The organism is Streptomyces sp. NPDC005820, from assembly GCF_040630255.1.
GTDB lineage: Bacteria > Actinomycetota > Actinomycetes > Streptomycetales > Streptomycetaceae > Streptomyces.
Map to the genome: position 1 here is coordinate 82,496 of NZ_JBEXXE010000006.1, position 23,224 is coordinate 105,719.

12 protein-coding genes are annotated in these 23,224 nt (G+C 72.5%); 2 read left to right on the forward strand and 10 right to left on the reverse strand.

The features are described 5' to 3' along the window. Positions 1–20: 20 nt before the first annotated feature. Complete coding sequence (gene argB, locus ABZ464_RS09320; protein ID WP_359273228.1) at positions 21–926, forward strand: acetylglutamate kinase; 906 nt, start codon at positions 21–23, stop codon at positions 924–926. Positions 927–969: 43 nt separating this feature from the next. On the opposite strand, the gene ABZ464_RS09325 is transcribed toward argB, so the two are convergent. Both ABZ464_RS09325 and ABZ464_RS09330 read right to left on the reverse strand, forming a co-directional pair. Continuing rightward, positions 970–1,482, reverse strand: coding sequence for a GNAT family N-acetyltransferase (locus ABZ464_RS09325; protein ID WP_359273660.1), 513 nt, complete (start codon positions 1,480–1,482; stop codon positions 970–972). A 55-nt stretch (positions 1,483–1,537) separates the two neighbouring features. Continuing rightward, on the reverse strand, positions 1,538–1,750 hold the full coding sequence (locus ABZ464_RS09330; RefSeq protein WP_359273231.1) for an MbtH family protein: 213 nt from the start codon (positions 1,748–1,750) through the stop codon (positions 1,538–1,540). Between the two features lie 94 nt (positions 1,751–1,844). Between ABZ464_RS09330 and ABZ464_RS09335 the strand changes: the two genes are divergently transcribed. Beyond that, positions 1,845–2,942: an alpha/beta hydrolase-fold protein gene (locus ABZ464_RS09335; protein ID WP_359273234.1), complete on the forward strand. Its 1,098-nt coding sequence runs from the start codon at positions 1,845–1,847 to the stop codon at positions 2,940–2,942. 43 nt (positions 2,943–2,985) lie between these two features. On the opposite strand, the gene ABZ464_RS09340 is transcribed toward ABZ464_RS09335, so the two are convergent. The 8 genes from ABZ464_RS09340 to ABZ464_RS09375 form a co-directional block, all read right to left on the reverse strand. Further along, the gene (locus tag ABZ464_RS09340; protein ID WP_359273237.1) at positions 2,986–4,686 is read right to left on the reverse strand and encodes an ABC transporter ATP-binding protein; all 1,701 of its coding nucleotides are present in this window, start codon (positions 4,684–4,686) and stop codon (positions 2,986–2,988) included. After that, a complete protein-coding gene (locus ABZ464_RS09345) occupies positions 4,673–15,601 on the reverse strand; it encodes an amino acid adenylation domain-containing protein (protein WP_359273240.1) in 10,929 nt (3,642 codons plus the stop codon). The genes ABZ464_RS09340 and ABZ464_RS09345 overlap by 14 nt, the downstream gene beginning before the upstream one ends. A 70-nt stretch (positions 15,602–15,671) precedes the next feature. Further along, positions 15,672–17,456, reverse strand: a complete 1,785-nt coding sequence (locus ABZ464_RS09350) for an ABC transporter ATP-binding protein (protein ID WP_359273243.1) — start codon at positions 17,454–17,456, stop codon at positions 15,672–15,674. Continuing rightward, positions 17,457–18,524 (reverse strand): iron-siderophore ABC transporter substrate-binding protein, encoded by a 1,068-nt coding sequence (locus ABZ464_RS09355; protein WP_359273246.1) that lies wholly within the window; start codon positions 18,522–18,524, stop codon positions 17,457–17,459. Between the two features lie 113 nt (positions 18,525–18,637). Beyond that, on the reverse strand, positions 18,638–19,477 hold the full coding sequence (locus ABZ464_RS09360; protein ID WP_359273249.1) for an ABC transporter ATP-binding protein: 840 nt from the start codon (positions 19,475–19,477) through the stop codon (positions 18,638–18,640). A gap of 38 nt (positions 19,478–19,515) precedes the next feature. Further along, positions 19,516–20,577 carry an iron chelate uptake ABC transporter family permease subunit gene (locus ABZ464_RS09365; RefSeq protein WP_359273252.1) on the reverse strand — a complete coding sequence of 354 codons (1,062 nt, stop codon included), beginning with the start codon at positions 20,575–20,577 and terminating at the stop codon, positions 19,516–19,518. Further along, positions 20,574–21,632, reverse strand: coding sequence for an iron ABC transporter permease (locus tag ABZ464_RS09370; protein WP_359273255.1), 1,059 nt, complete (start codon positions 21,630–21,632; stop codon positions 20,574–20,576). Before ABZ464_RS09370 ends, ABZ464_RS09365 begins: the two co-directional genes overlap by 4 nt. A 37-nt stretch (positions 21,633–21,669) precedes the next feature. Then, positions 21,670–23,019 carry a lysine N(6)-hydroxylase/L-ornithine N(5)-oxygenase family protein gene (locus ABZ464_RS09375; protein WP_359273258.1) on the reverse strand — a complete coding sequence of 450 codons (1,350 nt, stop codon included), beginning with the start codon at positions 23,017–23,019 and terminating at the stop codon, positions 21,670–21,672. Positions 23,020–23,224: the final 205 nt, after the last annotated feature.

Here is a 23,224-nt window from a genome sequence, read left to right on the forward strand (position 1 = left end):
TGACCGCAGGGGCCGCAGACATGACCACAGCCGTCGCGGAGCGCACGCACGGGGAATCGGCGGCCGGGGCGCTCCGGCCGCCCGAGGAGCTCCGGGGCAGCACGGTCGTCGTCAAGTACGGCGGCAACGCCATGGTGGACGGGGGCCTCCAGCAGGCCTTCGCCCAGGATGTGGTGGAGCTGTGGCACGCGGGCCTGCGCCCGGTCGTCGTGCACGGCGGGGGGCCGCAGATCAGCGCGATGCTCGACCGCCTCGGACTGGAGAGCCGCTTCGAGGCCGGTCTCAGGGTCACCACGCCCGAGACCATGGACGTGGTGCGCATGGTGCTGACGGGCAGGGTCCAGCGGGACCTGGTCGGTCACATCAACGCCCACGGCCCCTTCGCGGTGGGCATCACGGGCGAGGACGCGCACACCATGACCGCCGTGCGCCGGCCGGCCCGGGTGGACGGCCGTCCGGTGGACATCGGTCTGGTCGGCGACATCGTCGACGTGAACCCGGGCGCGGTGCGGGCCCTCCTGGAGCAGGGGCACATCCCCGTGGTCTCCCCCGTGGCCCGCGGCGCGGACGGCGAGGTCTACAACATCAACGCGGACCTCGCGGCGTCCGCGCTGGCCGTGGCCCTCGGCGCCGCCCGTCTGGTGGTGCTCACGGACGTGGCGGGGCTGTACGCCGACTGGCCGCGGAGCACCGAGGTGATCGAGCGCCTGACGGCCGACGAACTCGACGCCCTGCTGCCGGAGTTGGCCACCGGGATGCTGCCGAAGATGGAGGGCTGTCTACGGGCCGTCCGCGGCGGTGTGCATCGGGCCCGGGTGCTCGACGGGAGGGTGCCGCACGCGCTGCTGCGGGGCCTGCTGGGCGAGGAGAGGTCCGGGACGACCGTGGTTCCGGACGACCGTCACCCCGAGCACCGGGGCGGGTGAGCTGCCGCACGGACGGCGGGAGCCCACCCGACAGCGGGCGCCTCTACGGCAACACCCGCCCCAGGACCCGGGCGTTGCGCCGCGGGTCCAGGGAGCGCACCCAGTCGGCCGGCGCCGGACGGGGACCCGTCGGCGTGAAGCCGTGCCGCAGGAAGAGGCCGCCGGCGCCGGTCGTCGCGGTGAACAGGGCACCCAGCGACAGGGCGCGGGCCCTGGCCAGGGTCGCCTGCAGCAGGTGCGCCCCGGTTCCGCCGCCCTGGCGGTGCCGGGCCACGCAGAAGTTGTAGAGGACGCCGGCCGGGCCGTGCTCGCCGTCCGGATGCACCCGCAGCCCCAGACACCCCTCGAGCGAGCCGTCGAGGGCCTCCACCACGAGGAAGTCGGCCGCGTGGGCCGCGTACAGCGAACGAGGGCGCTCACGCAACGCCCCCGAGCGCACGAACGGTCGGGACAGAGCGGCGAGGGCCGTGGCGTCCTCGGGGCACGCGGCCCGCACGAGCGGGGCGACTAACGGGTGCGCGTACGGCGGGACGGGGTGCGGCGTAGCCGTGGTCATGGTCACGAGAGATAAGGCTAGCCTTACCTAACCGACCGATCCAGTTCGGTGACCGTCACGCGTCCATGGACGCGGCGAGGGACCGGGGCCGCAGATCGGTCCAGTTCGCCTCGATGTACTCCAGGCACGCGTCCCGGGTGTTCTCGTCGAGGGCGACCGTCCACCCTCCGGGCACCTCGGCGAAGGACGGCCAGAGCGAGTGCTGGCCCTCGTCGTTCACCAGGACCAGAAAACGGCCGGCGGCGTCGTCGAAGGGGTTGGTGCTCATGCTGAGTGCCTCCCGGAAAGGTCAAGATTAGGTTAGCCTCGCCTAATTGGAATGAGCCTAACCTCTTCCCCTTCCCCCTCACAAGGAGACGTTCATGCGGGGCCTCCCGGCCGAAATGACAGACGGCTTCGCCGAGTTCGGGCTGCCCGGCACCCCCGGCACCGACGCGTTCTGGGCGGCGGCGGGAGCGCCGGCGTCGATACCCGACGACGGCGGCTGGCGCACGCTGTTCCTGTGGCGCGGGTCCGCGGCGAGCGTCGGGTTCGAGAGCTGGTCGGAGCCGGTGCCGCTGCGCCGGTGGGGCGACTCGGACTGCTGGTACGCCGAGGTGCGGATGCCCGCGCGACTGCGGGTGACCTACCAGTTCCTCGTGGGTGACGCGACGTACGCCGACCCGTTCAACCCGGTCGGCGCGGGCGGTGACCGGTCCATCGCCGCGACGCCGGACGCCCCGGCCCAGCCGCACTGGCCCGAGCTGGGCGCCGACGGCGTCCTGCCCGTGCCGCTCGCCCGGATCCGCTGGGCCGGCGCACGGCTCGGGGGGCGGCGGACCGTCCGGATCCACCCGGCGGGCGGCGGCGGGCCGGTCGTCCTGCTGCTCGACGGGGACGACTGGCTGTATCTGCACCCGGCCATGACCGCGTTCGACTCGGCCGTCGCCGCCGGCGCGCTGCCCCCCGTCACCCTCGTCTTCCTCCCGGCCAGGGACCGGGCGGCCGAGTTCACGTGCCGGCCCGACCTGTGGGAGGCGGTCCGCGACGAACTGCTGCCGCTGGTGGCGGAGTCCGGGGTGCCCGCCGACCCGGAGCGGCTGGTGGTGGCCGGGCAGAGCCTCGGCGGGCTGAGCGCGCTGTACGCGGCCCTGGAGTTCCCGGAGCTGGTGTCCCGCGTCGCCTGCCAGTCGGGGTCGTTCTGGTGGACGCCCGACGCCCCGGACCTCGCCGACCCGTTGGGCGGCCCGGTCGGCGGCGCGCTCGCCGACCGGCTGCGCGAGCGCCCCGATCTGTCCGGTCTGCGGGTCGCGTTCGACGTGGGGGAACACGAGACGCGGATGCTGCCCCACTGCGAGCTGACCGAGACCCTGACCCGGCAGGCCGGCGCCACCGTACGGGTCTCCCGGTCGCCGTCCGACCACGACCGCGCGGGGTGGCGGCACGCCCTGCTCAGGGATGTCGCCTGGGCCCTCGGCTAGGGGGTGTGGAAGGGGCCTGGCTCGCCCGGTCGCCCCGTTCGGCTCATCTGGCCACCGCCGCGTAGTACTCCTCGTCCGTCGCCAGCAGGTTCCGGTGCGTGTCCTCGGCCGTGATGACGCCGTCGTCCAGGACGAGGACACGGTCGGCGGCGTCCAGCAGGGCCGGGCTGCTGGTGATGACGACGGTGGTGCGGCCCCGGCGCAGTTCGGCGACGCCGCGCGCGATGAGCTGTTCGGTGACCGCGTCCACGGCCGTCGTCGGATCGTGCAGGACCAGGACGTCGGTGTCGGCGGCCAGGGCACGGGCCAGGGACAGCCGTTGGCGCTGCCCCCCGGAGAGGTTCGCGCCGCGGTCGCGGACGCCGTACTCGAGGCCCTCGCGGTGGAGGGCGACGACGTCGGTGAGCATGGACGCCTCGACGGCCTCGGGGACCAGCCGGCTGGTGCCCGACGGGTCGATGTTCGTGCGAAGGGTGCCCGCGAAGATCTCCCCGTCGTAGGGGTTCACCAGCAGGTGCGCGCGGAGCGCCTCGATCGACAGCTCCGCCAGCTCCCGCCCGCCGACCCGCACCACGCCCTCGTACGCGTCCGGCGGGACGTTGACGGCCAGGACCGACACGAGGTCGGCGGCCGTACGCGGCTGGTAGGCGGCGATCGCCACGAACTCACCGGCGGACACCTGGAGCTTCAGCCTGCGCAGGGATCCGTGGCGCACGCAGTCGATCTCCAGGCCCTCGCCCGCGGCCGGGCGCTCCGGCCCCGGCACCGTCACCGGCGGCGCGGCCAGCACCAGCGCCATCCGCGCGGCCGAGGCACGCGCGATCATGACGTACTTGGGCATCTCGGAGAACAGCTTCAGCGGGTCCATGATGAACTGCGCCAGCCCCACCGCCATGACGAGTTCCCCGATGGTGATCCGGCCGTCGAAGGCCAGCCAGCCGGCCGTCAGGGTCACCGCGCCGGCGAGGACCGCGTTGAGGGCCAGCGCGGTGCCGGCGTAGGCGCCGTTGACCCTGGCGACGGTGATCGCCTGGTGCTTCGCCTCGGTGCTGACCGTGCGGTAGGAGCGGAACGCCGCGTGGTTGCCGCCGAAGCCGTGCAGCGGCCGCAGGCCGGTGATCAGGTCGGCGACCTTCGCGCCCGCCCGCGCCACGCGGGCCTGCTGTTCCTGGGTGCTGGAGCCGATCCGCCGGGACAGCACACTCAGGATCGACATGATCGCGACGGTGCCCACGATCACCAGCAGACCGAGCCGGAGGTCGGCGAGGCCTAGCGCGACCGCCGCGACCACCACCGCCACCAGTGAGCTGATCAGCAGCGGCACCACCTCGATGATGTCGGCGGTCTGGTCGGCGTCCTCGGTGGCGATGGTCAGCACCTCGCCGGACTTGAGGTCGACGTCCCGGGCCACCGGCTGGAGTCCGCAGGCGGCGACCTGCACCCGCCAGCGGTGCGCCTCGGTGGTGTTGGCCTTCTGCAGGACGCGCATGCCGAACCGCCACGACAGCGACACCGTCGTGATGATCACGGCGAGCGCGGCGATCGACAGGCCGAGCGAGCCGAGGCTCCGGTGGCGCATGGTGTGCTCGACGATCAGGCCGAGCGCGATCGGGAACGCCGTCTCACCGGCCTGGTACAGGCCCATGAGGAGGGTGCCGCCGGCCATGGCGCCGATGTTGCGGCGCAGGGCGGTGCGGAGGATGTCGGACCCCGTGCGGGGCCGCTGCGTGTCAGGAGTGGTCATCGAGGTGGCGGGCAATCGCTTCCGGGGTGCGCAGGGTGAACAGGTCTCGGATCGTGATGACGGGGCCGTACTCCCGGCGGAGCAGCCCGTTCAGCCGTACCGCCAGCATGGAGTGCCCCCCGAGGGACACGAAGTCGCTCACCGCGCTCACCTCGTCGTCGTCCAGGTCCAGTGCCTCGGCGAAGAACTCGCACACCACGGTCTCGGTCGCGGTCGCGGGGCCCCGCTCCCCCACCGTGGTCAGCGCGCCCAGCGGCTTGGCCTCGGGCAGTGCCTTCGTGTCAGCCTTCCCGTTCACGGTCAGCGGGATGCCGTCGACCTGGGCGTAGTGCGTCGGGCGCAGGAAGTCCGGCAGCCCTGCGCCCACCTCGGCGGCGACCGACGCCAGGTCGGCGCCGTCCAGCACGAGATAGGCGGCCAGCCGGTACGAGCCGTCGACCTGCGGGTCCGGCTGGGCTACCGCGGCGACGAACCGCACCGCCGGGTGGGCCGCGAACACCGCCTCGACCTCGCCGAGTTCGACCCGGTGGCCGCGGATCTTGACCTGCTGGTCGGTGCGGCCCAGGTACATCAGGTTGCCGTCGGGCCGGCGGATCACCAGGTCCCCGGTGCGGTACATGCGCTCGCCGGGCGCGCCGAACGGGCAGGCGACGAACCGGTGCGCGGTCTGCGCGGGCTGTCCGAGATAGCCGCGCGCGATGCCGACGCCCGACACGTACAGCTCACCGGGGACCCCGTCCGGCAGCGGCCGCAGCCACGGGTCGAGGACGTACACGTCGGTGTTGTCGATCGCCACGCCCACCACCGGGTCCGCGCACTCGAAGGTGCCGACGCCGAGGGTGTTGATGGTGTACTCGGTGGGTCCGTACAGGTTGTAGCCGACCGTCCCCTCGGTCTCCGCGAGCCGCTGCCACAGCGTCGGGGTGACGGCCTCGCCGCCCAGCAGCACCAGCGCCGGCCGCCGTGCCGGGTTGTCGAGCAGGCCCTCGGCCACCAGCTGCTGCGCGTAGGTCGGCGTCACGTTGATGACGTCGACGCCGTGCTCCAGGCAGTACTCGACCAGCCGGGGCGCGTCGCGGCGCAGTTCCTCGTCGCAGATGTGCACCTCGTGGCCGTCGGCGAGCCACAGCAGCTCCTCCCACGACATGTCGAACGCGAAGGACACGGTGTGCGCGATCCGGAAGACCCGGTGGCCGTGGTCGGCCAGCACCGGCTCGAAGATCCGGCGCTGATGGTTGATCAGCATGTTGGTGAGACCGGCGTACTCCGTCACCACGCCCTTGGGCTTCCCCGTCGAGCCGGAGGTGTAGATCGTGTACGCGGGGTGCCGCAGCCGGTCCGGGTCGTCGGGCGCGAACGTCACGAACGGCTCGGCCGCGGGCAGCGGACGGTCCAGCTCGATCAGGTCGCCGGTCATCCCGGTCAGCCGGGGCGCCACCGGGCTCACGGTGAGGATCACGTCCGGGCGGGCGTCCGCGACGATCGCGGCGATCCGCTCGTCCGGGTGGTCCAGCTCCAGCGGGACATACGCGGCGCCCACGCGCAGCACGGCGAACAGGGCCACGATCGAGTCCAGGGAGCGCGGGATCGCGAGCCCCACGGTCGTCTCGGGGCCGATGCCGCGCCCCGCGAGCACCCCGGCCACCGCGCGGCTGCGGTCCCGGAGCCCGGCGAAGGTCAGGGTCGCGCCGCCGGCGACCAGCGCCACCCGCTCCGGGTCGCGGTCGGCGGCCCGGTCGAACCGGTCGACGACGGTGTCCGTGCCGATGTCCGTGCGCTCCTCGCGCCCGGGCTCCGGTCCCGGCCCGGGCAGCGCGCCGACCGGTCCCGTGGCCCGGGCCAGGTCGTCGAGCACGCGCAGATAGTCGTCGAGGAGCCGGCGGGCGCCCTCGGTGTCTCCGTCGCGGTACTCCAGCTTCACGGTGAGCCGGTCGCCGGGCGTGACCACCCAGGTGAACGGGTAGTGGGTGGAGTCGTCGGCCCGCACCGAGGTGATGCCGTGCCGGGCGTTCATCGCGGCGAACGCGTCCAGGTCCAGGAAGTTCTGCAGCACGAACAGGTTGTCGAACAGGGTGTCGTGCCCGCCGGCCCGCTGGATCTCGCCGAGCCCCAGGTGCTCGTGTTCCATCGCCTCGACCCTGGCCGCCTGGACGGCCGACAGATACGCGCGGACCGTGTCGTCCGGCCGGGCCCGGGTCCACATCGGCACGGTGTTGAGCAGCACGCCGACGATGTCCGACAGGCCCTCGCCCTCGCGACCGGAGACGGTCACGCCGAACACGGCGTCGCCGCGGCCCGTACGGGCGCCCAGCAGGAGGCCGAACGCGCCGGTCAGTACGGAGTTCAGGGTGACGCCGTGCGTCCTGGCCGCCGCCGCCAGCAGGTCGGACTGCTCGGCGCTCAGCGTGCGCACCAGCGCGCGCGGCAGGTCGTCCGAGAACACCGGCGCCGGTCCGGCGAGCAGCGTCGGGCCGGGCAGTGCGGCCAGGTGCTCCGCCCAGAAGCGTTCCGACACGGCGCTGTCCCTGGCGTGGAGCGCCCGGGCGTAGTCCTCGAAGCCGGGCGCGGCCGGGACCGGGGCCGGTGACTCGCCCGCGAGGACGGCCTCGTAGGCGTCGAACAGGTCGCGCAGCACGATCTCGCGGGACCAGCCGTCCCACAGCAGCAGGTGGTAGCTGAACAGCAGCCCGTCGCGGTCGTCGGGCAGCCGCACGACGGTGAGCCGGATCAGCGGCGGCTCGTCCGGGTCGAAGCCCGTGTCGCGGTCCCGGGCGCGCAGCTCCTCGACCTCGGCGTCCGTCGTCAGGTCGACGGTGCGGACGCCCACCCGCCGGCCCGCCTTGAGGACCTGCACCGGGTTGCCGTCGTCGTCGGTGGTGAAACCGGCGCCGACGACCGGGTGCCGTGCGATCACGTACGCCATCGCCTCGGCGAGCGCGTCCGTGTCCAGGCGCCGGTCGAAGGTGAACCAGCTCTGCGCGACGTAGTGTCCGGCCGAGCCCGCCATCTGCGCCTGGAAGAACAGGCCCCGCTGGAGGGGGGTGACCGGCGCGGTGCGCTCGGCCGTCGCGGAGGCGTCCGCGAGCTGCTCCAGTGCGCCCCGCCAATGGTCGAGGAGCTCGTCGGGGACGCCCTCGGCGAGCGTGAAGGCCGCGTGCAGGCTTCCGGTGGCGGCGTCGAGCCAGGCGTTCACCTCGACGGCGTACGGGCTGCCGTCGTCGCCGCCGGTGATGTGCACGGCCTGGGACTCGCTGCCCCGGCCGAGGTAGTTGAACAGCACCTGCGGGCGGGCCGTCAGCAGCGCGGCCGTCTGCGGGTTGAGGTACCGGAGCCGGCCGTAGGCGACGTGGGCCCGCTCGTCGGGCTGGCGTGCGGCGAGCTCGCGCGCCGCGGCGACCGGGTCGGTGTGCGCGGTGAGCCGTACGGGTGCGATGGCGGTGAACCAGCCGACCGTGCGGGTGTAGTCGTGGTGTGCCAGGACCGGGACCCGGCCGTGCCGCTCCAGCTCGATCGCGAGATCCGTGGGCTCGGACTGGACCCGGGTGAGCGCGGTGCGCAGCGCGCCGCACAGCAGCTCGGTGAGGCCGACGCCGAGCGCGGTGGGCGCGGTGCGCGTCAGCCGGTCGGTCACGTCCGGCGCGAGGACCACCGTGGTCTCGCGCAGCCCGTCGACGGTGGGGAGCAGCGGGGGCGCCTGAAGCGTGGTGATCCAGTGCCCGAGGTCGTCGGTCGTGTGGGCGGCGTCGAGGGTGAGTGCTTCGGCGTACTCGGCGTACGAGGTGGTGGCGGGCGCGAGCGGCTCGCCGCGCAGGGCGGTCGCGAGGTCGTCCAGCAGGACCAGCCAGGACACCGAGTCCACGGCGAGGTGGTGCACGGTGACCACCAGGGTCCGGCTCCGCTCCAGCCACGAGAACGCGACGATGTCCCCCGACTCGGGATCGAGCCGCCCGGCGGCCTCGTTCGCCGCCGTCGTGGCGTCGGTCGTGTCCGGCCGTACGACGGTGATCTCGCCGACGGGTTCGGTCCGCAGGGTCCAGACGCCGTGCTCGGCCCGCAGCCGGAGCCGGAGGGCCGCGTGGGCGGCCACGACGGCGTTCGCGGCGCGCTCGGCGTCGGCGAATCCGGTGCCCTCGGGGGCCACCAGCGTCCGGGCCTGGGCGAACCGGGCGAGGGAGCCGCCCAGTTCGCGTTGGCGCAGGATGATCGGCGTGGGCGTCAGCGGGCCGTCCTCGCGGTGGACGGGTGCGGGGGCCGCCGCGGCCTGGGGTGCCTGTGTCCCCAGGTGCGCGGCGAGCGCGCGGGGGGTGCGGAGCAGGAAGACGTCGCGGGGGGCGATCGGCAGGCCGAGCGCCCTGGCGCGGTTGATCAGGGTGATGGCGACGATGCTGTCGCCTCCGGCGTGGAAGAAGTCGGTGTCGGGGGTCGCTTCGGTGTCTTGCAGCACCTCGGCGAAGATGCGGACGAATGCGGGGAGCGCTGCGTTTTCGTCTGCGGGTGCGTTGTGGCTGGTCGCGCAGTTCCCCGCGCCCCTAGGCGGCGGCGCTGCCGCGCCGGCCGCCAGGGTCTTGCGGTCCAGTTTGCCGTTCACCGTCAAGGGGAGGGCGTTCAGCGTCAGGACCCGGCTCGGCACCATGTGCACGGGCAATTTCGCGGACAGCTGGGCGGTGAGGTCGACGGGTACCCGGCCCACGACGTGTGCCACCAAGTGGTCGCCGTCGGCCGCGACGGTGACGGCCACGTCGACCACCCCGTCGAGCTCCCTGACCGCGTTCTCCACTTCGCCCAACTCGATGCGGAATCCCTTGAGTTGGACCTGGTCGTCGGCGCGGCCGGTGAATTCGAGCTCGCCGTCGAGGGTACGGCGGGCGAGGTCGCCCGTGTGGTACATGCGGGAGCCGTCGGCCGCGAACGGGTCGGCCACGAACCGGCTCGCCGTGAGCCCGGTCCGGCCCAGATAGCCGAGCGACACCTGGTCGCCGGCCACATAGATGGCGCCCACCTTCCCCGGCGGGACCGGTCGGAGCCGGTCGTCGAGGAGATAGGTGGCCAGGCCGGGGATCGGGCCGCCGATGGGGCTGACGTCGTCGCCGTCGGCGAAGTCCGCGTCGGACAGCACGCGGTGGGTGACGTGGACGGTGGTCTCGGTGATGCCGTACATGTTGACCAGCTCGGGCGCGGCGGTGCCGTGCCGTTCGACCCAGCCGCGCAGCCGCCCGAGGTCCAGCGCCTCGCCGCCGAAAATGATCCGGCGCAGTGCGGGCAGCGGTTCGTCCGTGTGCCGGTCGGCCTCGATGAACTGGTAAAACGCCGACGGCGTCTGGTTGAGCACGGTCACCCCGCGCTCGCGGACCAGCCGGTGGAAGTCGACCGGGGAGCGGGTCAGCCCGTACTCCGGCACGAGCAGCTCACCGCCGTACGCCAGCGCGCCCCACAGCTCCCAGACCGCGAAGTCGAAGGAGAAGGAGTGGAACTGGACCCAGACGTCCCGCGGGCCGAAGTCCATGGCGGGCTCGGTGTTGGCGAGCAGGGTCACCACGCTGGAGTGCGGGACGACGACCCCCTTGGGCCGGCCGGTCGAGCCGGAGGTGTAGATCACGTACGCGGGGTCGTGCCAGTCCACCTCCGGCCCCGCATCGGTCGTGGCCGTCGGGAATTCGTCCCCCTGCACCAGCACCCGGGCCGGTACGCCCGCCCGGGCGAGCAGCTCCGTGAAGCGGTCGCGCTGGTCCCGGTCCACGAAGACGACCTGCGGAGCGGCGTCCTTGAGGATGTACTCCAGCCGTTCGTCGGGGTACGCCAGGTCCAGCGGTACGTACGCGCCGCCCGCGCCGACGATCGCGACCAGGGCGACGACCTGCTCGACGGAGCGCGGGACGGCGACGGCGACCCGCTTGCCCGGCCCGACCCCGGCCGCGCGCAGCGCCGAGGCCAACTCGTTCTTCACCTCGGCCAGTTCGCCGTACGTGAGAGACCGGGTGCCGCCGTCGAGGGCGCACTGGGTGACGGCGGTGGCGGCCGGGTCGCGGCGGGCGGCGGCGTCGAACAGTCCGCCCAGGGTGGTCGGCGTGACGGCCTCGGGCTGCCGGTCGGTGTCCGGTGCGAGGTCGTCGACCAGGGCGTCCGGCCGGGTGAGCAGGCCGGTGAGAGTCCGGGCGAACGCGTCCAGGATCGACCGGGCGCTCGTCTCCCGGAGCAGCTCACCGTCGTAGATCAGGTTGAAGCGGGCACGGCCGCCGGGTGTGCGCTCCACGACCAGCGTCAACGGGTAGTGTGGCGCCCCCTCGTTGACGATGTCGGAGACCACGAGGGTGTCGCCGGTCCGGCGCAGGGCGCCCACGTCGGTGGCGACGTCGAACACCACCAAGGTGTCGAAGAGGGAGCCGGCCCCGGCGAGACGGCCGATCCTCGCCAGCGAGACATGCTGGTGCGGCAGCACCGCGCTCTGGTGTTCCCGCACCGAGGCGAGCAGGTCGCCCGCCGTGGTCGCAGCGGCCCACCGTGCGCGTACGGGGATCGTGTTGATGAACAGGCCGACCATGTCCTCGATGCCGGGCAGGTCGAGGTCGCGTCCGGACACCGTGGAGCCGAACACCACGTCCCCGCCGTGCAGGACGGAGCCCAGCGTCACCGCCCAGGCGCTGTGCACGGCCACGCTCAGCGGAACCCCGGCCGACCGGGCGGCCGCGTCGATGTCGTCCTGCGGCTCCAGGGCGGTGTCCGCGAAGCGGTCGGAGGGGGTGTGGTCCTCGGCGACCAGGGAGGGGCCCGGCAGGTCGGCGAGCTGCTCGCGCCAGACGCGGTCGCTCTCGTCCTCGTCGTGTCCGGCGAGCCGGCGCACGTAGTCGGGGAAACCGGCGAGCGGGTACACGGTTCCCGGGGCGTGGTACTCGGCGAGCAGGGCGCGGAGCATCGGCGGTACGGACCAGCCGTCGGCGATGATGTGGTGCACCGTCTGCACCAGGACGGTGCGGCCGGAGCCCGCGCGGACGAGGGTGTACCGCATCAGCGGGCCGGTGGCCAGGTCGAACCCGGCGCGGCGGTCCCGCTCGGCGTGGTCGCGCAGCTCGGCGTCGGTGATGCCGGGGCGGTCGAGGATGCTGAACGGCGCGCGCACACCGCTCTCCAGGACGGAGACCACCCGGCCGTCGGCGAGGGCCGTGAACCGGGCCGCCAGGTTCGGGTAGAGGGTGAGCAGCCGGGTGGCCGCCGCCTCCAGCCGGTCGGCGTCCACCTCGCCGTCGAGCGTGAGCAGTTGCTGCTCGACGTACGAGCCGGCCGAGTCGTCGTCGAAGACGGAGTGGAAGTAGAGGCCTTCCTGCAGCGGGGTCAGCGGCAGGATGTCGAGGAGGCCGGGGCCGTCGAGGGCGTCGACGTCGGCCTGGGTGAGCCGGACCAGGTCGAAGTCGCTGGGCGAGTGGCCGCCTTCGTCGAGCCCGGCGAGTCCGGTCAGGGCCGCCCGGAAGTAGTCGGTGAGGGTCGTGATGTCGTCGTCGGTGAACATCCCCTCGGGCCAGGAGACCGTGGTGACCAGTTCGTACGCGCCGTTCGCGGTGGGTTCGGCGATGGCGTTGAACTCCAGGGGGCGCGGCAGACGCATGTCCGGGTCGCGCTTCTCACCCAACTGGCCCGTGGTGCCCGCGAGTTGCCAGTCGCCGGGGGCTCCCGCGTCGAAGCGGCCCAGGTAGTTGAAGAGCACCTGGGGGGCCGGTACGTCGAACTCGGCCTGGGCCAGGTGGCGCAGGGCGCCGTAGGACACGCCGTTGTCCGGCACCCGGGCGAGGTCCTCCTTGACCGCCTTGAGCGCGGCGGCCAGATAGGGGGGTGCGGTGAAGTCGGCGGTGTCGCCGGGGTCCACGGTCACGGGGAACAGGGTGGTGAACCAGCCCACGGTCCTGGACAGTTCGGGCTCGAAGCCGGCGGAGGGCGCCACGAACCGTGCCTCGCGGCCGTGTCCCTCGAGCTCGATGTGCGCGAAGGTCTGCCGCTGGCCGAGGTCGCGGCGCCACCGGGCGAGGGCCACGGCGAGCGCGGTCAGCAGGACGTCGTTGACGCCCGCGTGGAACTTCGCGGGGATCTCGCCCAGCAGCGCGGCCGTGGCCTCGGGCCCGACCGAGACGGTCCGCAGCCGCTCGTGCGCGACGGTGTCGGCCGCGGACAGGGCGCGCCGGCCCACCGGCCGGTCCTCCCCCGGCAGGGGCTGCCGGTAGTAGGCGCTGTCCGCGTCGAACGCGGCGCGTTCCAGCAATTGCGTCCAGCGCCGGAAGGAGGTGCCCCCCGTGGGCAGTTCGACCGGCGTGCCCGCGGCGCGCTGCCGCCAGGCCGTGGCCAGGTCGTCCATGAGGATCCGCCAGGACACGCCGTCGATCACCACGTGATGGGCGACGAGGACCAGTTGGCGTGCCTCGCGGCGCCAGACGGCGCGCAGCATCGTGCCGCCCGCCGGGTTCAGCCCCTCGGTGGCGAGGGCGACGCAGGCGTCGAGCGGCCGGTCGCTCTCCTGCCATCCGGCCACGGCCCGGTCCGCCTCGGGGATCTCGAAGCTCCACCGGTCGCCGCGCACCAGCCGGGCGCGGAGCATGTCGTGCCGGCGGACCACGGCGGTGAGGATCTCGTCGAGGGCGTCCGCGGTCAGGTCCGCGGGGGTGGTCAGCACGACCGACTGGACGAAGCCGTCGATGGCGTCGGTGGTCTCGCCGAGCCACTGCACGATGGGCGATCCCACGACGGAACCGGTGGCGACATCGCGGTGGTCGACCGTGGAGACGTCCTCCCGGCTCGCCACGGCGGCCAGCGCGCCGACCGTGCCGTGGGTGAAGATCTGGCGTGCCGTGACGTGCAGTCCGACCTCGCGCAGCGCGCTCAGCAGGGAGATCGCGAGGATGCTGTCCCCGCCGAGCTTGAAGAAGTTCTGGTCGACGCCGACCTCGTCGAGCCGCAGGACGGCGGCGACCGCCGTGCACACCGCGCGCTCGTTCTCGGTGGCGGGCCGCGCGAGCGGGCCCGTCCCGATCACGGGCTCGGGGAGCGCGGCCCGGTCGAGCTTGCCGTTGGCGGTGAGCGGGAACTCCGTCAGGACGACGACATGGGCGGGCACCATGTACTCGACCATGTGCGCGGCGGCCCACGCCGTGACGTCGTCCGCCCGCAGGTCCTCGCTCCCGGCGGCCGGGATGACGTACCCCACGAGGTAGGTGCCGCCCGCCGTGTTCTTCTTCGCGACGACGCAGGTGTGCCGGACGCCGGGGTGCTCCGCGAGGCCGACCTCGACGTCCTCGATCTCCAGCCGCATGCCACGGATCTTGATCTGGTTGTCGGCGCGGCCGAGGAAGTCCAGCGATCCGTCGGGGTTGAAGCGGGCGAGGTCACCGGTCCGGTAGAGCCGGGAGCCGTCGGCGGCGAAGGGGTTCGCGACGAACCGGGAGGCGGTCAGGCCGGGTGCGCCCACGTATCCGCGCCCCAGGAGGAAGCCGCCCACGTACAGTTCGCCGCCGGCGCCCACCGGGACGGGGCGCAGTTCGTCGTCCAGGACGTAGAGCTGGGTGTTGGGGTTGGCCTTGCCGATCGACGTCGACAGGCGTTCCGCGGCGCCCCGGTAGATGACGTGCGAGACGCCGATGGTCGTCTCGGCGGGGCCGTAGCCGTGGTACATCGGGATGTCGAGCCTGGTGCGGAAGCGTTCGTACAGTTCCGGGGTGAGGACCTCGCCGCCGCACCACACGTGCCGCAGGCTGTCCAGGCGCCCCGACTCGCCCGCGATCTCCAGCAGGACGTCCAGCATGGACGAGACGAGGTAGGTGAAGGTGACGCGCTGCTCGGCGATGACGCTCAGCAGATGGTGCGGGTCGCGTTCGCCGCCGGGCCGCAGCACGACCAGCCGGCCGCCGGACACCAGCGGCAGGAATATCTCGTTGATGGAGATGTCGAAGGAGAGCGGCGCCTTGAACAGCGAGGCGTCGTCGTGGCCGAAGCGCAGGATCTCGTTCACCTGCCACAGCAGGCGTTCGCTGATCGCCTCGTGCCGGATCATCGCGCCCTTGGGCCGCCCCGTGGAACCGGAGGTGAAGATGACGTAGGCCAGGGCGTCGCCGAGGACGGTGACGCCGGTCCCCCCGGTGGGGTAGGCGCCGAACCGCCAGTCGCCGAGGTCGACGGCCACGGCCTCCGGTTCGCCCGGTGCGGGCTCGCCCGAGGCGTCGAGCTGCAGGACGACCCGGGCGTCCTCGATGACGACGGCCCGGCGCGCGGCGGGCCACTGCGGGTCGAGCGGTACGAACGCGCCGCCCGCCTGGAGCACGGCGAGCAGAGCGACGACCATGTCGGCGGAGCGGCCGAGGGAGATGCCGACGACCTGCTCGGCGGTGAGGCCGCGCCCGATCAGATGGTGGGCCAACTGGCTGGAGAGCTCGGCCACCTGACGGTAGGTCAGTGAACGGTGTTCGTCGACGACGGCCACGGCGTCCGGCCGGGTGCGGGCCTGCTCGCGGAACATCTCCACGATGGTCGGGCGGAGGCGGTCGGCCCGGTTGTCGTTCCAGTCGGCCAGGGTGGCGAGCCGCGCCGCCACGCTGGACGGGCCGATGGTGCCGAGGGGCCGGTCGGGGAAGTCGGCCAGGTCGTCGAGGGCGAGCTGGGCGTCGGCCGGGTCGACGCCGTCCGGGACGGTGATGCCGCGTCCGTCCGCGCCGACCTGCCAGCCGTCGGGCGCCGCACCGCCGTTGTCGACCCAGCCGAGGACGTCGGTGAACAGGGTGCCGGGGGTGAGGTCGATGCCGTCGGGACTCAGGCCCGTCGCCCAGTACGACAGCCCGATGGCGCACGCTTCGGCGACGGTCCGGTCGGAGTGGTCGCCGATGCGCCGGCGTACGTCGGTCAGACGATCGGTGGACAGCAGTACGAGACGAGCGCTCGATTCCATCGACGACTCAACGCCCCTTCTGAGCATGAAAGTTGCCTCACATAACGTCGGGCTGCCTGGCTCGGGCCGCTCAACTGCCTTCTCGCCAGGCCCGCCACAGTCGTGCGTAGCGGCCGCCCACAGCCACCAGTTCGTCGTGCGTGCCCTGTTCGACGACGCGTCCGGCGTCCAGTACGGCGATCCGGTCGGCCGCCATCGCCTGGGTGAGCCGGTGCGCCACGAACAGGGTGGTCCGGCCGGAGCAGGCGGCCAGGACGGCCCGCTCCAGTTCGGCGGCGCCCTCGCTGCCCGCCTCCGCGGTCGACTCGTCGAGCACGACCACCGGCGAGCGGGCCAGCACCAGTCGGGCGAGGGCGAGTTGGGCGACCTTGGTGACGTCCAGCCGCTCGCCGCCCTCGCCGACCGGGGTGTTGAGCCCCTCGGGCAGCGCCTCGGCCCACGCGCCGGCGCCGACCGTGCGCAGGGCGCCCGCCAGTTCGCCGTCGGTGGCTTGCGGAGCGGCCAGCCGCAGGTCGTCGGCGAGCGGACCGGAGAACACATGGGTCTCCTGGGTCAGGATGCTCACCAGGGCCCGCGCCCCGGCCTCGTCGAGACCCGCGAGGTCGGTCGATCCGATGCGCACGGACCCGGCCGTCGGGGTCCCGATGCCGGCGATCAGCGCGGCCAGGGTGGTCTTGCCCGCGCCCGTCGCCCCCACGAGGGCGAGCGAACCGCCGGCCGGGATCGTCAGGTCGACGTCCCTGAGGACCGGCTCGTCGGTGCCGGGATAGCGGAACGTCAGTCCCTTGACCGTCACCGGCAGGGGCGCGGGGTCCGCCGGCGCGACGGAGGGGTCGCCCACGAGCCGGCCCTCGGCCGCCTCCCCCAGCACGCCGACCAGCCGGGTCAGGCTCGCGCCCGACTTCTGCGCCTCGTCGAAGGTGAACATGATGAGGCCCAGCGGGGTGAACAGCCGGTGGAACAGCAGCGGCGCCGCGGACACCTCGCCCAGGGTGGCGGCGTCCGCCTCCAGCAGGCCGTATCCGACGAGGAGGATCAGGACCAGCCCGATGAACTCGGCGCGGTTCTCCCGGCCGACGAACCGGCCGAAGAACCGGAAGACGTCGATGCCCAGGTCGCGCACCCGCCACGACTCGGCGGTGACCTTCTCGCGGAAGGCGTCCTCGAGGCGGTAGGCCCGGACCGTGTCGATCCCGTTCAGGCCGCTGATCAGCGCCTGGGCACGGTCGGCCTGGGCGATCCGCTGCCGCTGGTAGAGGGGGGCGGAGCGGGGCAGGTACCAGCGCAGGGCCAGGGCGTACGCGGGCAGGGCCGCGGCGCCGGCCAGGCCCAGCCGCCAGTCGAGTCCGAACATGCCGGCCGTGGCGATGGTGACCAGCACCCCCGCCGAGAACACCGTGGGGACGGCCGTACGGATGCCCTTGGAGATGACGGCCACGTCGTCGCCGACCCGGGAGAGGACGTCTCCCCGGCCGACCTCCTCGATACGTGCGCTCGGCATGCCGAGCACCGCGCGGACGGCGCCCTCCCGCAGCCGGGCGAGCAGGTCGGCGCCGAGCCGTCCGATCAGCCGGGTGGAGACCGCGGTGGCCGCCGCGCCGAGCAGCGCGGCGGCCCCGATCAGCACCCCGACGGTGACGAGGATCGAGCGGGACTCGCCCTCGACCACTCCGTCGACCACCCGGCCGAGCAGGAGCACGGGGAGCACCTGGAGCGCCGCCCCGGCCACCGTGGTGAGCACGGTGGCCGTGGTCAGCCAGGGCGCCTCGCGGCAGTGCGCCGTGACCCATCGGGTGGCCTCGCGTCCGGACGCGGTACGCAGGGTCGCGGGGGCCACACGCGTGTCGGTCGACATCTACTGGCCGGCCGCCGACTCGACGAGCTCGTCGATGGCGTACGGCATCGACAGCAGGGTGCCCTGGGAGATGGCCGCGCCGACCGCCGGGCCCTCGCTGTCCAGCAGGTAGGACACGTTGCCCTTCTTCACGGCGTCCAGGTTGGCGAACAGCTTGAACTTCTTCAGGGCGTCCGTGTCGGCCTTGTCGTTGATGACGAAGATGCGGTCGACGTCGACCAGGTCGACGCGCTCGGGCGAGAGCTTGGTGTAGAAGCTGCCGTCCGCGATCTTGTCGATCTCGGTCTGGTACGAGAAGCCGATGCCGGACACGAGCCGTCCGCGGACGTCGGTGGAGGTGAAGGGCGCCACGGAGTTCTCGTACCAGGACAGCACGACGGCCTTCTGGCCGGCGAACTCGGGGTGCGCCTTCTTCGCCGCGTCGAGCTTGGCCTCGATGTCGTCGACCATCTTCTGGCCTTCCTCGGCCTTGCCGAGGGCCTTGGCGATCTGGAGGGCGTTGTCCTGCCAGGGCGCGCTGAAGAGCTCCTTCTCGGTCTTGGTACGGCCCACCGTGGGAGCGATCTTGGAGAGCTTGTCGTAGGCGGCCTGGTCGACCTCGGAGTAGACCGCGATGATCAGGTCCGGGCGCAGGGCGGCGATCTTCTCGTAGTTGGGGCCGGAGTCGCCGTTCTTCATGATGACCTCGGGCTTGGTGTCGCCCCACTTGTCCTTCACCCACGGCCACTGGGTGTTGATGTCGGGGCTCTGGCCCGTGGGGTTCGGGTACTGGTCGACCATGCCGACGGGCTTGATGCCGAACGCCAGGACGGTCTGGTCGTCGGTGTAGCCGACGGTGACGACCCGCTCGGGAGCCTTCTTGACCGTCGTGCTGCCGAACGCGTGCTCCACGGTGACCGGGAAGGCGCCGGCCGCGGTGGTCGAGGTGGCGTCGCCCGCCTTGTCGGCCGCGTCCGTGTCCGAGCCGGAACCGCACCCCGCGAGGAGGCCGACGCCGAGGGCCGCGGCGGACAGGGTCGCCGCGGGCCGGCGCCACGGCGTCCTGCGCGTCGTTCTGTGGAGGAGCATCCGTCAATCCCCTTGCTGTTCGCGCTGTCCAGTTAGCCCCGGGTAAGGGCAGGCAAACCGTACCGCATTGAAGTAAGGTTAGCCTAGCCTAACTTACCCAACTTTGTTGGGGTCTAGTCGAGTTGAACGTGCGTACGCCCGATCGGGACGATGAGCGGCCGGTCCCCCACCGGGTCGTCGATCACCACGGCGCGCAGTCCGAACGCCTCGTGGAGCAGCTCGGCCGTGATCACGTCGCGCGGGTGTCCCTGCGCCAGGACCGCCCCGGACCGCATCACGACGAGGTGGTCGCTGTAGCGGGTGGCCAGGTTGAGGTCGTGCAGCACCATGGCCACGGTGCACCCCGAGCCCTGGAGGTCGCTCACCAGGTCGAGCACGTCGATCGCGTGCGCCAGGTCCAGATAGGTGGTCGGCTCGTCGAGCAGCAGCAGGTCGGTGCCCTGGGCCAGGGTCATCGAGATCCAGACGCGCTGCCGCTGGCCGCCGGACAGGGTGTCGACCGCCCGGCCGGCCAGGTCGGACACCCCGGTCATGGCGAGCGCGCGCTCCACCACGGCGGCGTCGTCGGAGGACCACTGCCGCAGCCAGCTCTGGTGCGGATGGCGGCCCCGGGCGACCAGGTCGGACACCGTCAGCCCCTCCGGCGCGACCGGGGCCTGCGGCAGCAGACCGAGCTTCTTCGCCACGTCCCTCGTCCTGAGTCCGGCGATGTCCTCGCCGTCCAGCACGACGGTCCCGCCGGCCGGCTTGAGCAGCCGCGCCAGGGTCCGCAACAGGGTGGATTTCCCGCAGCCGTTGGGGCCGATGATCGTGGTGATCAGGCCGGGCGGTATCGCCACGTCGAGATCCTCGATCACGGCCCGGGCGCCGTACCCGACCGTGACGCCCCTGGCTGCCAGCCTCGCGGCCGTATCGGTCCCGGTCTCGACGCCGGTGATGGACTGAGCGACCACAAGGCCCCCTTGTTCAGGCTTACCTAACGTAGTGTCAGCTATCTGCGGTTCGCCCGCACCAGCAGATGGACGAGGAAGGGGCCGCCGATCGCGGCGGTGACCACACCGACCGGGAGGCTGACGGGGAGGGCCGTACGCGCCAGCAGGTCCGAGCCGGTCAGCAGCAGGGCGCCCACCACACCGGAGGCCGGCATCGGCGGGGTCGGGGACCGGGTCAGCCGCATCGCCACCTGCGGGGCCACCAGAGCGACGAACGGCACCGGGCCCGCCGCGCTCACCGCCACGCCGGCCAGCAGGACCGCGCACAGCAGAAGGGCCGCCCGCACCGCCGAGTGGCGGACGCCCAGGCCCGCGGCGACATCGTCGCCCAGGTGCATCGGCTTGAACTGGAACGACAGGCACGCCACCACGACCAGGAGCACGAGCGTGCCCCAGAGCGCCACATGGACCTCGTTCCACGACCGGTTGTCCAGCGAACCGACCAGCCAGGCCTGGGACTGGGCCACGTCCCTGATGTCGGCCGTGGCCAGCAGCCAGGTGGTGATCGCCTCCGCCACGGCACTCACCGAGATGCCGATGAGGATCAGCCGGAAGCCGTCGATCCCGCGCCGCCACGCCAGGAAGTACACCAGGAGCCCGGTGCCGAGACCGCCCATGAGCGCGGCCGCGGACACCCCCACGGAGTCGACGATCGCCGAGGCGGTCCCGCCCGTCGCCGTGACCAGGAACACCGCGGTCGCCCCCGCGCCGCCGGTGATCCCGAGGATGTCCGGACTGGCCAGCGGATTGCGCGCGACGGACTGGGTGATCGCCCCGGACACGCCGAGCGCGATCCCCACGACGACCCCGGCCAGGGCACGCGGCATCCGCAGATCCATGATCACGAACTCGTCGACCTGCTCGCCCCGGCCGAGGATCGTGGCGATCACCCGGGACAGGCCGATGGGGAAGTCCCCGACGCCGACGGACAGACAGAACACCAGGAAGGTGACCGCCGCCAGCAGCGCGGTGACGAGGACCAGCCAGGGCCGCCACACGAACGACACCCGGCCGAGCCTGAGGCCCGGCGCCACCGATGACTTCACGTCCGTCCCGTTCATGCGTTCTTGAACTTTCCGAGCCACACCAGCCCCGCGAAGAACGGCGCGCCGAGGAGGGCGACGAGGACACCCGCGTCCAGCTCCCCCGGACGCACCACCAGCCGCCCCACGATGTCGCAGACCAGCAGCACGATGGCGCCGAGCAGACCGGCGTACGGCACCAGCCAGCGGTAGTCGGGTCCGGTGAGATACCGGGCCACATGGGCCACCATGAGCCCGAGGAAGGCGATGGGGCCGCAGGCGGCCGTCGCCGCGCCCGCCAGCAGGGTGATGGCGGCGATGCCGACCGTCCGGCTCAGCGCGATGTTCACGCCCAGCCCGCGCGCCACGTCGTCGCCGAGGTTCAGCAGGTTGACGGTGGGCAGCGTGGTGAGCGCCAGCACGAGCCCGACCACGATGAACGCGGTCACCGGCCAGATCACGTCGAAGCCGATCCCGGCCACCGAGCCCGCGTTCCAGAACCGCAGGGCGTTCAGCGACTTCTGGTCCGACAGCGCGACCGCCGTGGTCATCGCCGCGAGGAACACCGTGACGCCCTGCCCGGCGAGGGCGAGGGTCAGCGGATTGCCGGCGCCCCGGCCGATGCTCGCCAGGCCGAACACGACGACGCCGGCGACCGCCGCGCCGAGGAAGGCGAACCAGACGTACTGGAAGGGGTGGGCGAACCCGAACACAGAGATCGCCGTCACGACGGCGAAGGACGCGCCGGAGTTCACCCCCAGCAGGCCCGTGTCGGCGATCGGGTTGCGGGTGTAGCCCTGGATCAGCGCACCGCCGACGCCCAGGGCGAGGCCCGCGACGATGGCGAGCACCGTCCGGGGCACCCGGACCGTCTGCACGATGAGCCGGATCTCGGTGAGCCGCCGATCGGCGTCGGGCGCCGCGAACAGCCCGTGCCACACCTCGCCGGGAGTCAACGCGCGCGCACCCACCGCCAACGACACCACCCCGGCGGCGACGAGAACCGCCGCCAGCACGCCGAGACCCACAACTCGCCTGCGGCGGGCCTGCGTCGGGGCCTCGGAGGCGGGTCGCTCCACTGCAGTCGTGCCCATGTCGACGTACGTTATCCCTTTGATCGGATGGACCGGACTAGCGCGCGGTGCTGCTGGTGCCGTCGGTGACCGTCCGCGCCGCGGAGGGCTTCGGGCCCCGGCCGACGAGCGAGTCGAGGATCTCGCCGACCCTGATGGCGGTGTTGGACAGCAGCGCCGAGGTGATGCCGTGCGTGTGCTCGGTGCCGCCCTGCAGATAGATGCCGCAGCGCAGGTCGGGGTCGGTCGCGATGCGGTAGTCGCGCTCGACGCGGACCCGGCCCTCGTCGTCGCGCAGACAGCGGTCCGCGACCTCGCCGAGCAGGGCGACGGGGTCGGCGGGGCTGTAGCCGGTGGCGAAGACCACCACGTCCGCGTCCAGGAGGGTCTCCTCGCCGGTGACGAGGGAGGTGACGGTGGCCCGCACCAGGCCCTGCGCGTCCTTGACGTCGGTGAGCCGGGAGACGTTGAGGAAGCGCAGGCGCTCGCTGCCGAGCACCTTCTCCTGGTACATCTGCCGGTACAGGTCGTCGATCAGGTCGATGTCCACCACGGAGTAGTTGGTGTTCCCGTGGTAGTCCATCAGCCGGCGCTTGACGTTCTCCGGCGCGGTGAAGAACTCGTCGACGGCCGCGGGATCGAAGATCCGGTTGGCGAAGCTGCTGTCGTCGGCCGGGCTGTAGCCGTAACGCGAGAAGACGGCGCAGACCTCGGCCTCGGGGAAGCGCCGGTGGAGGTAGGCGACGTTCTCCGCGGCGCTCTGTCCGGCGCCCACGACGACGAAGCGGGAGGGCGAGCTGCCGTCCAACCCGTCGACCTTCGCCAGGAGTTCGGAGTTGTGCCAGACACGCTCGGAGCGCTCCACGCCCTCCGGCATGAGGGGACGCAGACCGGTGCCGATGACGAGGTTGCGGGCGCGGTGGACCGCGAGCCCCTCCCCCGACCGGACCGTGACGTCCAGGTACTCCACCACGCCGTCGCGGACGACGGGCATGACGCCGACGACCTCGTGGCCGTAGGAGACCATGTCGTCGACCTTGCGGGCGGCCCACTCGAAGTAGTCGTGGAACTCCACCCGCAGCGGGAAGAGGTTCTTGTGGTTGATGAAGTCGATCAGCCGTCCCTGGCTCTGGAGGTAGCACAGGAAGCTGTACTCGCTGGCCGGGTTCCGGAGCGTCACCAGGTCCTTGAGGAAGGACACCTGCATGGTCGCGTCGTCGATGAGCATGCCGCGGTGCCATCCGAAGCGCGGCTGCTGCTCGAAGAAGTGGGCGGTGACCGCTTCCTCGGGGTCGGCGCCTGCGTTGTGCTCGCTGAGCGCGATCGCCATGGCCACGTTGGACGGCCCGAAGCCGATGCCTATGAGGTCGTGGATCAAAAGGGCGTCGCCAGGACGAGCCTGTGCCATGTCACTCCCATCGTGCGGGCGGCCGCCCTGCGGGGCAGGCGGCCGTTGGTCGAGCATCGGGAAGTACGAATGCCGGGCACGCCGAAGAGCCGCGACCCGAACTTAGGTAAGGCTAAGCTCATTCCGTGGGGCCTGTCCATAGAACAAACCGGACAGCCCACGAGTGACCGCCCGTCAACCCACCTCTCGACAGGCCCCGTTGACC

Bases quoted from the DNA above. Each gene is read 5' to 3' on its own strand.
- ABZ464_RS09355 (WP_359273246.1), bottom strand. From the start codon at position 18,524: ATGCTCCTCCACAGAACGACGCGCAGGACGCCGTGGCGCCGGCCCGCG.
- ABZ464_RS09375 (WP_359273258.1), bottom strand. From the start codon at position 23,019: ATGGCACAGGCTCGTCCTGGCGACGCCCTTTTGATCCACGACCTCATA.
- ABZ464_RS09365 (WP_359273252.1), bottom strand. From the start codon at position 20,577: ATGAACGGGACGGACGTGAAGTCATCGGTGGCGCCGGGCCTCAGGCTC.
- ABZ464_RS09370 (WP_359273255.1), bottom strand. From the start codon at position 21,632: ATGGGCACGACTGCAGTGGAGCGACCCGCCTCCGAGGCCCCGACGCAG.
- ABZ464_RS09335 (WP_359273234.1), top strand. From the start codon at position 1,845: ATGCGGGGCCTCCCGGCCGAAATGACAGACGGCTTCGCCGAGTTCGGG.
- ABZ464_RS09350 (WP_359273243.1), bottom strand. From the start codon at position 17,456: ATGTCGACCGACACGCGTGTGGCCCCCGCGACCCTGCGTACCGCGTCC.
- ABZ464_RS09345 (WP_359273240.1), bottom strand. From the start codon at position 15,601: ATGGAATCGAGCGCTCGTCTCGTACTGCTGTCCACCGATCGTCTGACC.
- ABZ464_RS09325 (WP_359273660.1), bottom strand. From the start codon at position 1,482: ATGACCACGGCTACGCCGCACCCCGTCCCGCCGTACGCGCACCCGTTA.
- argB (WP_359273228.1), top strand. From the start codon at position 21: ATGACCACAGCCGTCGCGGAGCGCACGCACGGGGAATCGGCGGCCGGG.
- ABZ464_RS09330 (WP_359273231.1), bottom strand. From the start codon at position 1,750: ATGAGCACCAACCCCTTCGACGACGCCGCCGGCCGTTTTCTGGTCCTG.
- ABZ464_RS09340 (WP_359273237.1), bottom strand. From the start codon at position 4,686: ATGACCACTCCTGACACGCAGCGGCCCCGCACGGGGTCCGACATCCTC.